Source organism: Pedobacter sp. (genome assembly GCF_040513095.1).
Lineage (GTDB): Bacteria > Bacteroidota > Bacteroidia > Sphingobacteriales > Sphingobacteriaceae > Pedobacter.
In genome coordinates, this window is the sequence record NZ_JBEVDX010000143.1 from 1 (window position 1) to 13,587 (window position 13,587).

14 protein-coding genes and 1 pseudogene are annotated in these 13,587 nt (G+C 42.9%); 9 read left to right on the forward strand and 6 right to left on the reverse strand.

All coding sequences use genetic code 11. The annotated features are described in order from the left end of the window. Both ABWY16_RS15975 and ABWY16_RS15980 read right to left on the reverse strand, forming a co-directional pair. On the reverse strand, positions 1-999 hold a 999-nt coding region (locus ABWY16_RS15975), incomplete at its 3' end, for a 3'-5' exonuclease (protein WP_353905652.1). Positions 1,000-1,143: 144 nt separating this feature from the next. Then, on the reverse strand, positions 1,144-1,626 hold the full coding sequence (locus ABWY16_RS15980) for a lipocalin family protein (protein ID WP_353905653.1): 483 nt from the start codon (positions 1,624-1,626) through the stop codon (positions 1,144-1,146). 205 nt (positions 1,627-1,831) lie between these two features. Here ABWY16_RS15980 and ABWY16_RS15985 point away from each other — a divergent pair, with 205 nt between their 5' ends. Both ABWY16_RS15985 and ABWY16_RS15990 read left to right on the forward strand, forming a co-directional pair. Then, a complete protein-coding gene (locus tag ABWY16_RS15985; protein WP_353905654.1) occupies positions 1,832-2,770 on the forward strand; it encodes a malate dehydrogenase in 939 nt (312 codons plus the stop codon). Then, entirely contained in the window at positions 2,770-3,201 is a 432-nt protein-coding gene (locus ABWY16_RS15990; protein WP_353905655.1) for a retropepsin-like aspartic protease, read from the forward strand. Before ABWY16_RS15985 ends, ABWY16_RS15990 begins: the two co-directional genes overlap by 1 nt. A gap of 79 nt (positions 3,202-3,280) precedes the next feature. On the opposite strand, the gene gyrB is transcribed toward ABWY16_RS15990, so the two are convergent. After that, complete coding sequence (gene gyrB, locus ABWY16_RS15995) at positions 3,281-5,239, reverse strand: DNA topoisomerase (ATP-hydrolyzing) subunit B (RefSeq protein WP_353905656.1); 1,959 nt, start codon at positions 5,237-5,239, stop codon at positions 3,281-3,283. A 227-nt stretch (positions 5,240-5,466) separates the two neighbouring features. Here gyrB and ABWY16_RS16000 point away from each other — a divergent pair, with 227 nt between their 5' ends. Further along, positions 5,467-6,069 (forward strand): OmpH/Skp family outer membrane protein, encoded by a 603-nt coding sequence (locus ABWY16_RS16000; RefSeq protein WP_353905657.1) that lies wholly within the window; start codon positions 5,467-5,469, stop codon positions 6,067-6,069. Positions 6,070-6,123: 54 nt separating this feature from the next. Here the strand turns inward: ABWY16_RS16000 and ABWY16_RS16005 are convergent, their stop codons facing one another. After that, positions 6,124-6,534 (reverse strand): RNA-binding S4 domain-containing protein, encoded by a 411-nt coding sequence (locus ABWY16_RS16005; protein WP_353905658.1) that lies wholly within the window; start codon positions 6,532-6,534, stop codon positions 6,124-6,126. Between the two features lie 78 nt (positions 6,535-6,612). Here ABWY16_RS16005 and ABWY16_RS16010 point away from each other — a divergent pair, with 78 nt between their 5' ends. From ABWY16_RS16010 to miaA, 6 genes are all read left to right on the forward strand, one after another. Further along, entirely contained in the window at positions 6,613-7,431 is an 819-nt protein-coding gene (locus ABWY16_RS16010) for a 2,3,4,5-tetrahydropyridine-2,6-dicarboxylate N-succinyltransferase (RefSeq protein WP_353905665.1), read from the forward strand. Next, positions 7,431-8,555 carry a glycosyltransferase family 4 protein gene (locus ABWY16_RS16015; RefSeq protein WP_353905659.1) on the forward strand — a complete coding sequence of 375 codons (1,125 nt, stop codon included), beginning with the start codon at positions 7,431-7,433 and terminating at the stop codon, positions 8,553-8,555. The genes ABWY16_RS16010 and ABWY16_RS16015 overlap by 1 nt, the downstream gene beginning before the upstream one ends. A 30-nt stretch (positions 8,556-8,585) precedes the next feature. Beyond that, positions 8,586-9,152, forward strand: a complete 567-nt coding sequence (locus tag ABWY16_RS16020; RefSeq protein WP_353905660.1) for an L-threonylcarbamoyladenylate synthase — start codon at positions 8,586-8,588, stop codon at positions 9,150-9,152. 72 nt (positions 9,153-9,224) lie between these two features. Next, positions 9,225-10,640 carry a CCA tRNA nucleotidyltransferase gene (locus ABWY16_RS16025; RefSeq protein WP_353905661.1) on the forward strand — a complete coding sequence of 472 codons (1,416 nt, stop codon included), beginning with the start codon at positions 9,225-9,227 and terminating at the stop codon, positions 10,638-10,640. 41 nt (positions 10,641-10,681) lie between these two features. After that, positions 10,682-11,347 (forward strand): IS1096 element passenger TnpR family protein, encoded by a 666-nt coding sequence (locus tag ABWY16_RS16030; RefSeq protein WP_353905662.1) that lies wholly within the window; start codon positions 10,682-10,684, stop codon positions 11,345-11,347. Beyond that, positions 11,347-12,273 carry a tRNA (adenosine(37)-N6)-dimethylallyltransferase MiaA gene (gene miaA / locus ABWY16_RS16035; protein ID WP_353905663.1) on the forward strand — a complete coding sequence of 309 codons (927 nt, stop codon included), beginning with the start codon at positions 11,347-11,349 and terminating at the stop codon, positions 12,271-12,273. Before ABWY16_RS16030 ends, miaA begins: the two co-directional genes overlap by 1 nt. Here the strand turns inward: miaA and ABWY16_RS16040 are convergent. Both ABWY16_RS16040 and ABWY16_RS16045 read right to left on the reverse strand, forming a co-directional pair. Continuing rightward, on the reverse strand, positions 12,270-12,584 hold the full coding sequence (locus ABWY16_RS16040; RefSeq protein WP_353905664.1) for a DUF3467 domain-containing protein: 315 nt from the start codon (positions 12,582-12,584) through the stop codon (positions 12,270-12,272). The two genes, miaA and ABWY16_RS16040, sit on opposite strands and share 4 nt — an antisense overlap. A gap of 101 nt (positions 12,585-12,685) precedes the next feature. After that, positions 12,686-13,587 (reverse strand): annotated as a pseudogene (locus tag ABWY16_RS16045) (DNA-directed RNA polymerase subunit beta'); the annotation flags it as partial.

The following is a 13,587-nucleotide window of genomic DNA, read 5'->3' on the forward strand; positions in this document are numbered from 1 at the left end:
CCCTGCCTCACCTTTTTCCTCAGCCGCCTTAGTCCGCGCTTCTACACCTTTATTATGATGGAGCACCTGGTTTACAAAGTGAAAAGCGCCCATCATATTGGCATGGTCGGTCATCGCGACTGCAGGCATCTGATCAGCTGCTGCTGCCGCAATCAGACCAGGAATATTTATAGTAGACTGCAGTACAGAAAACTGCGTATGGTTATGCAGGTGCACAAATGTGGCCTGCTTAAGTTCTTCCTGGTTATTTCTAAGGTCTTTTCTGGAAATGCCGGAACCTTCAGCTTGTTCCTGTCTCTTCCTGATCTCGTCTGAGGCTGCCTTCAGGTTATAATGTTTCAGTCCTGCTCCCTGGATAACCGCAGGATTCTGCGTCTTAAACTCACGGAAGTAATCCTGCTCCTGCTGCAGCTGCTGAGGGCTGAAAACCTCCATTTTCACCAGTTGCAGGAAACACCTGGTCGTAGCCTCTACGTCGGCTGTTGCATTGTGGGCTTCAGCAAATGGAACCCCAAACAGGTAACTGTGCAGTTCGGTCAGTGTCGGCAGTTTGAATCTTCCTCCGCGTCCTCCCGGGATCTTTAACAAATCGGCCGTTACCTCTGTACAGGTATCCAGCACAGGCATCCCGGCCATCGGGCTTTCTACGCCTAAACGATAGAATTCCGATCCCATGATATTGATATCAAATCCAATATTTTGTCCTACAACAAATTTGGACCTGGAAAGTGCACTATTAAATTTTTCTAATACCTCGGCCAGTTCAATTCCCTGTTCCATGGCCAGCTCAGTGGATATCCCATGTATCCTTTCTGCATCATATGGTATATTAAAACCCTCAGGTTTAACCAGATAATCCTGATGCTCCAGCAGGTTTCCCATTTCATCGTGCAGCTGCCATGCAATTTGAATACACCGCGGCCAATTGTTCGTGTCACTTACCGGTGCATTATAATTGGCAGGTAAACCTGTAGTTTCGGTATCAAAAATTAAATACATAGACGGGTAATTAGAATCGCAATTCATAAACATTGGTATCCCCGCTGTTCAGAAATTCGATATACAAAATTACGTTTTTTTGAATGCCTTTATATCAAGAATGTGAAAATGACATTGATATAAGTAGCTGCAAAATACAAAGCCCTAAGTATGAGCGTGTCCCTTTTGCACCACTGGTTTGTGCTCCTGCGAGGTAAGTTTAGCTGTATCATATCCTTTGGCATGACAGCGTTCAATGATCTCCTGTAACAGCTCTTCAGGCAGTTCAGGCTTGCGGGCCATGATAAAAAGAAATTTATTTTTTGGATGCCCCACTACAACGTAAGAGTAATCTTCGGCAAGTTCAATGACCCAGTAATCTACTTTAACCGGCCACACAAACTGTGCTTTCATTTCTGCATTATTGGTACCTCTTACAACGAACAGTTTTGATCTGATATACTTGGGTTCATCTTCTCCAGCCAGTTTGTAAGTACTGAACACTGCGTAATATCCGTCAGGATGGATCACATAGGTCTCGGTAGTTTCACGCCATTTTTTGTCCATAAAAGTGGGTATGGAATATAGTGAGTACCATTTCCCTGCATAAGACATTATATCAACTTTTTCTACAGGTGTATTATCCATTATAGCTGTGTTCTGATTGATTTGACGTTAAGCAAATGTAAATTCTTTCAGATAAAACCAGTAATAGAAGATAAAGTTTTAAAAAGCATCTATTAAAGCTGCCTTAAAATTCATAACTTCATAAGAATTTTATGGCAAATAGACGCTTATGAAACCTGCATGCCTGCATGCAAGCTTCATGACCGATAAAGACAAATAGACGCTTATGAAAATAACAGTTGTAGGCGCTGGAGCGGTTGGTGCTACCTGCGCAGATAATATCGCCAGAAAGGAGCTTGCTGAAGAGCTGGTCCTGTTAGATATCAAGGAAGGTTTTGCCGAAGGCAAGGCAATTGACATGATGCAAACATCCGCTTTGCTGGGATTTAACACCAAAATAAAAGGTGTTACCAATGATTACAGTAAAACAGCAGGCTCTGCAGTTGCCGTTATTACGTCAGGTCTGCCACGCAAGCCCGGAATGACCCGCGAAGAACTGATCGGCATCAACGCCGGAATTGTAAAAAGCGTAGCGGAAAACATTCTTCAATTCTCCCCTGATGCCATCCTGATCATCGTCAGCAATCCCATGGATACCATGACTTACCTGTCATTGAAATCACTGGGCCTTCCTAAAAACAGGATCATTGGCATGGGCGGCACATTAGACAGTGCCAGGTTCAAATACTACCTGAGTGTAGCTATGAACTGTAATTCAAACGATCTGCAGGGCTTCGTTATCGGCGGGCATGGAGATACTACAATGATCCCTTTAACCCGCTATGCAACTTACCAGAGTTTAAATGTAACTGATTTGCTCGCAGAAGATGTATTGGCCAAAGTGGCCGCAGATACAATGGTCGGCGGTGCAACCTTAACCGGATTGCTTGGAACATCTGCATGGTACGCACCGGGGGCCGCAGTATGCGCACTGGTAGAGAGCATTGTGCGTGACGAGAAAAAACTCTTTACCTGCAGCGTCTCACTCGAAGGCGAATACCACCAAACGGATATTTGCCTGGGTGTACCCGTAATTGTGGGCCGTACGGGATGGGAAAAAGTGATCGACTATAATTTAACTGAAGAAGAACAGGCTGCTTTTAACAAAAGCGCAGATGCTGTCAGAAGCATGAATAATGTTCTTAAAGAAATGAAACTGATTTAATGCGTACAATTGCCGTCCCTATTAACCTTATCAACCTGAATGATGATGGTTTCCACCTGCTGATAGAAATTGGAGTTTTTGGTCATAAGTACCTTGCCGTAGTGGACACAGGTGCATCAAGATCAGTGTTTGATAAACGTTTCATCGAGGAGAACAGTAAGAATATCATCACAGCAGAAGATACAAATGCCACTACCCTGTTTACAACCTCTGCTGCCATACAAACTGTCATACCCAAACTTAAACTCGGGAAATTAACAATTAAGAATTACCCTGCAGTAGCTTTAGACCTCGAAACGGTGAATGAAGCGTATGCGATGCTCGGACACCCCCGGGTAATGGCAATTATCGGTAGTGACATCTTCTACAGCTATAACGCAAAGATCAATTACAAAAAGCTGAAGATTTACTTCTCCCATAAACAACGGTAAAAAAAAAACAGGTACCCTTTTGGATACCTGTTTTCTATTTTTTTTCCGGCGCTGCCTAAAGGAACAGCCAGAGTCAATATTATGCGTCGATCTTCGCGTATTTTGCATTCCTTTCGATGAATTCTCTCCTTGGAGCTACTTCATCACCCATTAACATGGAGAAAGTATGGTCACACTCAGCTGCATTTTCAATAGTTGCCTGCATCAAAGTACGGTTAGCCGGATTCAATGTAGTATCCCAAAGTTGTTCAGCGTTCATCTCACCCAAACCTTTATAACGCTGGATATGTACGCTTTCTTCTTTACCCTGGCCTTTTAGTCTTTGCACAGCGGCATCGCGTTGCTGATCATTCCAGCAATATTCCTGCTCCTTACCTTTTTTCACCAGGTATAACGGAGGTGCTGCGATATATACATAACCTGCTTCGATCAATGCTTTCATGTACCTGAAGAAGAATGTCAGGATCAGCGTAGTAATGTGTGATCCGTCAATATCCGCATCCGTCATGATTACAATCTTATGGTAACGCAGTTTGGTAATGTTTAAAGCTTTATCATCTTCAGGTGTTCCTATACTTACGCCAAGTGCAGTAAACATATTTTTGATCTCGTCATTCTCGTAGATCTTATGTTCCATTGCTTTCTCTACGTTCAGGATCTTACCCTTCAATGGAAGGATAGCCTGGAAGTTACGGTCACGTCCCTGTTTTGCTGTTCCACCCGCGGAATCTCCCTCGACAAGGTACAACTCGCATTTTTCCGGATCGCTGTCAGAGCAATCGGCAAGCTTGCCCGGTAAACCGGATCCGCCCATTACACTCTTACGCTGAACCATCTCACGGGCTTTACGTGCCGCAGCACGTGCTGTTGCTGCAAGGATCACCTTATTGACAATCATTTTGGCTTCCCTTGGATATTCCTCCAGGTAGATACCCAATGCCTCACCAACCGCGATATCTACGGCACCCATTACCTCAGAGTTACCCAGTTTGGTTTTCGTTTGTCCTTCAAATTGTGGTTCCTGTACTTTCACAGAAATTACAGCTGTCAGCCCTTCCCGAAAATCGTCACCGGTAATCTCAAACTTTACATTTTTAAGTAAACCGGACTTATCAGCATAGGCTTTCAAAGTACGGGTCAGGCCCCTTCTGAAACCGGCAATGTGCGTACCGCCTTCATGGGTGTTAATATTGTTTACATAAGAGTGTACGTTTTCAGCATAACTGTCATTATACTGCAGCGCAAGCTCCACAGGAATACCATTTTTAATGCCTTCTACATAGATCGGCTCAGCAATCAGCGAAGGGCGTCCTCCGTCCAGGAACTGAACAAACTCTTTTAATCCGCCTTCAGAAAGGAAAAGCTCAGAAAGGTATGTTCCGTCTTCATTCTCTTCACGCTCGTCAGTTAATGTAAGGCTGATGCCTTTATTCAGAAAGGACAGCTCTCTTAAACGTGAGGCCAGCGTATCGTAACGGTACTCGGTAGTCTGGGTAAAAATTGTAGGGTCCGGTGTAAAAGTAATTACCGTACCTCTTTTTTCTGTTTCCCCAACAACTTTAACGTCGTACTGAGGTTTACCCATGGCATATTCCTGCTCCCAGATCTTTCCTTCGCGGTGAACTTCTGCTTTCAGGTGTGTAGAAAGTGCATTTACACAACTTACCCCAACACCGTGCAAACCACCGGAAACCTTGTACGTATCTTTATCAAATTTACCACCTGCGTGTAAAACCGTCATTACGATCTCTAATGCCGATTTCTTTTCCTTCTGCATAATGCCCGTTGGAATACCACGGCCATTATCCTCCACCCGTATTGAATTGTCTTTAAGAATATTTACAGTGATCGTATCTGCGTGTCCGGCCAAAGCCTCATCGATAGAGTTATCTACTACTTCATAAACCAAATGGTGCAATCCTTTAACACCAGTATCTCCTATATACATCGAAGGGCGCTTGCGCACCGCTTCTAAACCTTCTAATACCTGTATATTATCTGCCGAATAATTTGACTTTGGATCTTTTTCTTCGCTCATATATGTTAATAAAAAATAAGATTCAAAAATAACCATTTGTGGGCAATTAACGGCAAATTGTGGATAACTAATTACCGGAAAGCGCACAATATCCGCCCAAAAAAACCGACTTATTTAGGATACTAATTTTGAAATTTTATATTTGCTAAAATTTATTCCTTCATTAAGGAGCCAGGCATCAATAGTCTGAGCTGATAAAGAGGCAAAAACGCAAAAAATAACCATAGATGAACAGAACATCCTTCAAACTAAGCACACTGGCTACGGCTGTAGCATTAGTTTCCGTAATGGCTTCATGCCAGAATAAAGACGAAAAAGCAACAACAACTGTTGCCAAAACTGATTCTCCGGCTGTAAAAAGCGGCGAACCAATTGTTTATGTAAATTCTGATTCCTTACTGACTAAATACGAATACTTCAAAGACCTGAAAGTGAAACTGGATGAGAAATCTAAAGCAGCACAAACAGATCTGGCGGCTAAACAACAGGCCTTTCAACGCGAAGTTGCGCAATATCAGCAAACACAAAATACTTTACCTGCTGATCAGAGAGCAACAACTGAGCAAAGACTTGCACGTAAACAACAGGAATTACAGGCATATCAGCAAAATGCCGGTGCAGCTTTACAAAACGAGCAGGCAACAGAACAGGAAAAATTATACAATAAAATTGCAGACTATCTGAAGATCTATGCAAAAGACAAAGGATACAAAATGGTGTTAACTTACCAGAAAGGTAACAGCGCTATCCTATTTGCTGATGCATCCCTGGATGTTACAAGTGAAGTAATCGTTGGTTTGAATGACGGTTACAAAGCGGATAAAAAGTAATTCATTAAAATCTGATAAAGGAATGCCCCTCTCAGCAGGGGCATTTTTTTTGCTTTATTCTTCCTTCTTCTCTTCGTCAAACAGGTTATCTGTCAGGTCATCAATCTCCCTGCGGTCACGTTTTGTCGGCCGTCCTGCGCCCCTGTCCCTGGTCAGCACCGGCGAATGGAACATCGATTTATAGGCATGGGTTTCCTCCACAGGAGTAATATCCTTGTATTTGGTCACCGCAATCTTAGACTCCACCCGGGTATATAAAAGCTCCACCACCTCAATCACCTTTTTTTCTATCCCCTTCGAAACCTGGTATACATCACCCGGTTTCACCACAACAGATGCCTTGATATTCTGACCATTCATTTTCACACGTCCGGCTTTACATGCTTCTGTTGCTAATGTTCTTGTTTTGAACAATCTTATTGCCCACAAGTATTTATCGATCCGTAATTTTTCCTGCTCTGCCATAAAAAATCAAAAATACATAAGTAAAAGATCGGTCAATAGATAAAATTGATTTATTTTGTGAAAAAATTAGAATTTACAATGAACAAAGAACTGAAAAAGTTAATAGAGGCTGTCTGGGAAGACAGATCCTTATTGGAATATGCGGAATATTGTGAGGCGATCGAATCTGTAGTATTGCAGTTGGATAAAGGTGAAATCCGTGTTGCTGAACCTATTCTTAATTCATGGGGGATCAATGAATGGATAAAAAAAGCTGTTATCCTCTATTTTCCGATCAGAGAAATGAAAGAAACTACAGTCGGCCCTTTCGTATTTCATGATAAAATGAAACTGAAAACCGATTACAAAGAATTAGGCGTACGTGTTGTTCCTGGTGCAAGTGCCCGTTACGGTGCATATCTGGCTAAAGGCGTAATCATGATGCCTTCTTATGTAAATATTGGTGCTTATGTAGATGAAGGTACAATGGTAGATACCTGGGCAACTGTCGGATCATGCGCACAGATCGGAAAACATGTTCACTTAAGCGGAGGTGTTGGTATTGGTGGTGTACTTGAACCTATCCAGGCTGCACCGGTAATCATTGAAGACAACTGTTTCTTAGGTTCAAGAGCGATTGTTGTTGAAGGTGTACGCGTAGAACGCGAAGCTGTTCTGGGTGCCAATGTAGTTTTAACTGCTTCCACCAAGATCATTGATGTAACAGGAAGTTCACCTGTGGAATACAAAAGTATCGTTCCTGCAAGATCAGTAGTGATCCCGGGCAGCTATACCAAAAAATTCCCTGCCGGCGAATACCAGGTTCCATGTGCACTGATCATCGGAAAACGTAAAGAATCTACAGATAAAAAAACTTCCCTTAATGATGCATTAAGAGAAAATAACGTAGCCGTTTAATGAATATTGGTTTTGATGGAAAAAGGGCTGCAAATAACCTCACAGGATTAGGTAATTACAGCAGATCGCTGATCTTACAGTTGTCAGAATTTTTCCATCAGAACCATTACTTTGTTTATTCTCCCAAGGTTAAAGAGGCTAAACAAATCAGTTCCTTCTTCGCCAAGGAAAATATCCATCTCCGCTTACCAGCCGGCACCCAGCCCGGTTTCTGGTGGAGAAGCGTAGGTATCAGAACACAACTCCTGCAGGACAATATAGCTATATACCATGGCCTCAGCAATGAGATCCCCTTTGGAATACATAATGGCAATCCCAAAACAGTTGTCACCATACACGATCTGATTTTCCTTCGTCTGCCCAAAAATTACAAGTACATAGACCGTAAGATCTACAACTTCAAAAGCAGGTACGCCTGCAGGTTTGCCGATCAGATTATTGCTATCAGCGAACAGACAAAAAAGGATATCATTGAGCTTTATCACATTGACCCGGCAAAGATTGAAGTGATCTACCAGACCTGCGACGATTCTTTCAAAGAGTTACTACCTGCAGATTTCAAGGAAACCATCCGTCAGAAGTATCAGCTCCCCGAAAAATATATACTTAATGTAGGCACAATCGAAGCCAGGAAAAACCTGCTGCTGATTGTACAGGCAATGACCCATGTGCCACAGGAATATAAGCTGGTGGTCGTAGGAAAAAAACAGGCCTATGCACAACAGGTTATAGCAGAAATTGAGCGCCTTAAACTCACAGACAGGGTGATTTTCTTAAAAGACATTCCCTTTGCAGATCTGCCTGCAATCTATCAGCTGGCATCCATATTCGTCTACCCCTCTTTCTATGAAGGATTCGGTATCCCGGTTATTGAAGCGCTTTATGGAGGCATTCCCGTCATCGCAGCTACTGGTTCATGCCTTGAAGAAGCCGGGGGACCAGACAGTTTGTATATCGATCCCTCAAATGCCGGAGAACTTGCCAATGCAATCAATTCCGTCATATCAGATCCTGTTCTGGCTGCTCAGATGAGAGAAAAAGGGTTAACATATGCAGCAAAGTTTAACACTCTCCCGCTGGCAGGTCAGCTGATGAATTGTTACGAACGCCTGGCAAAAAGTTAAATAACAAAGATTATTTAATAAATTTACGGCATGCTAAAAACAGAAATTGAAAAAGCATTGGCTGTACTCAAAAACGGAGGCGTAATTCTTTACCCTACCGATACAGTATGGGGCTTAGGCTGCGATGCCACCAATGCCGAAGCGGTGGAGAAGATCAACCAGATCAAGGGACGTGCATCCGACAAGAGCTTTATTATCCTGCTGGACAATGATTCAAAACTGCAAAGTTATGTGAATGAAGTGCCTGAAGTAGCATATGACCTTATTGAATACGCAGAACATCCGCTAACCATCATTTTCTCAGGTGCAAAAAACGTAGCCAAAAATGTAATCAGTGCAGATGGCAGCCTCGGCATCAGGGTCATAAAACATGATTTCGTTCAGCAGCTCCTGCAACGCTTCAGAAAACCCATTACCTCTACCTCAGCGAATATATCCGGAGAACCAACTCCTCAGTTTTTTGATGAAATCGACCCTAGAATTAAAGAATCAGTTGATTATATTGTTGACTGGGAACAGGAACTAAGGATTAACAAAAAACCTTCAACAATAATGAAATTAAGTCCATCCGGGCAATTTTCCTTTATTAGAAAGTAAGTTTTAGTACTTTTGCAAACTCAATAACCAGTACAAGCCTGGATAGCTTTATCCACAAAGAATAAATTCATTTTGAAAAAAAATCTAGGACATCCTGTTTTTAAGGTACTTGCCGACATTGCCGCAGAGAGTCATATCGAAGCATACGTGATTGGCGGATATGTAAGGGATATTTTCCTGAACAGGCCATCTAAGGATATAGATATAGTAGTGTTAGGCAACGGCATCGATTTCGCAGAACGTGCAGGCGCCGCACTTAAAAGTAAGGTTGCCGTATTCAAGAATTTTGGAACAGCAATGCTGAAATACCGCGAGCTCGAACTGGAATTCGTAGGTGCCCGCAAAGAATCCTACCGCGCCGACTCCCGCAAGCCGATTGTTGAAAACGGTACGATTGAGGACGACCAGCTCAGAAGGGATTTCACGATCAACGCACTGGCCATTTCGCTGAACCAGGAGAACTTCGGCCAGCTGGTTGATCCCTTTAACGGCGTAAAGGATATAGAACAGAAACTTATCCGTACCCCCCTGGATCCCGAGATCACCTTTTCTGACGACCCGCTGCGCATGATGCGCGCCATCCGTTTTGCCAGTCAGCTCAATTTTAATATTGATGAAAGCGCACTGGAAGCGATAAAAAAACAAAAAGACAGGGTCAGTATCCTTTCCAAAGAAAGAATCACTGACGAACTGAATAAGATTATCCTCTCCCCGGTTCCATCTGTAGGCTTTAAATATTTGTTTGATACAGGGCTGCTCCATCTGATTTTCCCGCAAATGGCCGGACTCTATGGTGTGGAAGTCATCAATGGAAAAGGACATAAGGATAACTTTTATCACACCCTGCAGGTACTTGATAATATCTGTGAGGTAACTGATGATCTCTGGCTGCGATGGGCGGCAATTCTTCATGATATAGCCAAACCTGCAACCAAGCGCTTTGAAGAGGGCCATGGCTGGACTTTCCACGGTCATGAAGACAAAGGCGCAAGAATGGTTCCGCAGATCTTCACACAGCTTAAACTTCCGCTGAATGAGAAGATGAAACTGGTGCAGAAACTTGTACAGTTACACCTTCGCCCAATTGTTCTTGCACAGGAAGTCGTTACCGATTCTGCAGTGCGACGTTTACTGTTTGATGCCGGAGAAGATATTGAAAGCCTCATGATGCTCTGCAATGCCGATGTCACCACCAAAAACGAATATAAAGTCAGGAAATACCGCAACAACTTTGAACTGGTAAAACAAAAGCTGAGAGATGTTGAAGAAAGGGACAAAATAAGAAACTGGCAGCCCCCGGTTACCGGCACCGATATCATGGAAGTTTTCGGACTTGCTGCCGGTAAAGAGGTAGGAATGATTAAAAATGCCATCCGCGAAGCAATTCTGGAAGGCGAAATAACAAACTCCTACGATGAAGCGTTAGCATTTATGCTTATCAAAGGAAAAGAATTCGGACTGATACCCGTAGCGGATCAGCCTAAATAATAAAAATATTTTATAATTTTATAAATAGAAATAAAGCTCAAATGGCAGTTTATAGATTTAGAATTAGTTTTGAAGACTTCGATGAGGTGGTTCGTGAGATCGACATCAAATCTACCCAAACCTTTGAAGATTTACATAAGGCCGTACACCGTTCTACGGGGTACAGTTCGGAGAAGTCTTCTTCTTTTTATGTAAGTTCTGATCACTGGATTAAAGGCGACGAGATCGCATACCTTCCAAACCAAAGAAAAATTGATCGTGGTGTTGCCCTGATGGAAAATGCAAAACTGAGCAAATTTATCGAAGACCCGCACCAGAAGTTCTATTACATCTATAACTTTGACCGTCCCTTCGATTTTCATGTAGAGCTGATTAAGATTATCCTGACTACAGACCCAAATATAGAATACCCTGTACTGTTCAAAAGTATCGGCGAAGCACCAAAGATCTTTGATTCGGCAGCCGGTGCGGCAGCGGCAGCAACTGCAGTCACAGCAGCAAGCCCTGCATCGAATGATTTTGACTTTCTGAACGAAATGGACTTCGTTCCGGAAGATTCCGAAGAAATCGAAGCTATGGATGGCAGGGGAATCACCACATCCGATAAAAGCGATGATGCAGATGAAGAAGAAGACGATGACAATGATGATTTCGCTGAAGGCGATGACTTCGGAGACGAAGAGTTCGACAGCAAGGAAGATTACTAATGCCGGATACTGGCAAAAATAAAACATTAATCGTAGTAGCTGGTCCAACAGCAATAGGTAAAACAGCTTTAGCTATTGAGTTGGCCCGGCATTTCTCCACAGAGATCATCTCCGCCGATTCCAGGCAGTTTTTTCAGGAGATCTCAATTGGCACAGCCAAACCTGGCCCGGAAGAACTGGCTGCCGCAAAGCACCATTTTATTGATTCCCATTCCATCACAACATTTTTTAGTACGGGAGACTTTGAAAAACAAGCGCTGGAAGTACTTGAAGGCATCTTTACAAAGAACAACATTGCCATTATGGTGGGCGGCTCGGGATTATACCTGGATGCAGTAACGAAAGGACTGGACGAGCTGCCTGATACAGATATGCAGATCAGGGAAGAACTTAATACCTTATTCCAGACAGAAGGTCTTGATCCCATCAAGGAGAGGCTTGCTGCAGCCGATCCGGAATATTATGCCAAAGTAGATCAGTTTAACCCCCAGCGGATGATCCGCGGGCTCGAATTTTTCCTGTCCACGGGCAAAAAGGTGTCTTCATTTCTCACCAACAGTAAAAAAGAAAGACCTTTCAATATCATCAAAATCGGACTTAACCTCGAACGTGATGCGCTCTATGAAAGAATCAACCACCGGGTTGATCTTATGCTTGCTGCTGGTTTACTCGATGAAGTTAAGGGTGTAGAGCAGTACAAAGAGCTGAATGCATTGAAAACCGTCGGTTATGCTGAACTGTTCGATTACCTGGATGGTTCCCTCAGCTATGAAGAAGCCGTAGATAAAATAAAGCAAAATACAAGGCGTTTTGCTAAACGTCAGCTCACCTGGTTCAGGCGCGATAAAGACATCCAATGGTTCGAACCACATACTCCGGCCACAGCGGTATTTAATTACCTGGAAGAAGCATTGAAAGTCAATTAGGCCATTGCCGTCGGCCCGCCGAGATTCATTGGAAAGCCGGTAGTTTCTTCCTGCGTTTTAATTCTTCCGTTGATAGCCTCGAATTTCTCTATATTCTCCTGCATTGCCAGCATTAACCTCTTCGCATGCTCCGGCGTAAGTATAATCCTTGATTTCACCTTTGCCTTTGGCAAACCCGGCATTACCCTGATAAAGTCTACTACAAATTCAGTATTGGAATGTGTAATGATCGCCAGGTTCGAAAATATCCCCTCAGCTACCTCTTCGGAAAGTTCGATATTGATCTGATTGTCGTTGTTTTGATTCTCCATACAGCAAAACTACTTCTTTAAATGCTTACGCTGTTATCAAAATAAAAATAAAAAAAAATCCCCCCTGTGAACAGGGAGGATTTTAATATTTGATGGAAAGACTATGCGTCTACTTCTTCTTCCTGTTTCGAAGCTAACAGTTTGTCATATTCTTCCTGTGAACCAACAATGATACGTTCGTAACCACGTACACCAGTTCCCGAAGGAATTAAGTGACCAACAATTACGTTCTCTTTCAGTCCAAGCATATTGTCACGTTTACCTGCGATCGCAGCTTCGTTCAATACTTTTGTAGTTTCCTGGAAGGAAGCTGCTGAGATGAATGATTTCGTACCTAATGAAGCACGGGTGATACCCTGTAATACAGAACTGGCAGTTGCCGATCTTGCATCACGAACCTCAATCTGCTTCAGATCTTTACGTTTTAACTGAGAATTTTCATCTCTTAATTTACGTAAGGACAGAATCTGACCTGGTTTCACCGTGTTTGAATCACCTGCATCGATTACCACTTTTTTGTCATAGATCTCATCATTTTCGATCATGAAGTCCCAACGGTCAACAGAGTTATTCTCTAAGAACGTTGTATCTCCCGGATCTTCAATGTGAACCTTCTGCATCATCTGGTGAACGATTACCTCAAAGTGTTTATCATTGATCTTCACACCCTGTAGACGGTAAACTTCCTGGATACCATTTACCAAGTATTCCTGAACAGCAGCAGGTCCTTTGATCGCTAAGATATCCGCAGGAGAAATTGATCCGTCTGATAATGGCATACCAGCTTTCACAAAGTCGTTATCCTGAACCAGGATGTGTTTAGACAATGGAACCAGGTATTTTTTGATCTCACCATCTTTTGATTCGATAGTCATCTCACGGTTACCACGTTTCACACCACCTAAGGTTACCACACCATCAATCTCGGTTACTACAGCCGGGTTAGATGGGTTACGTGCTTCGAACAATTCAGTTACACGTGGTAAACCACCCGTAATATCTC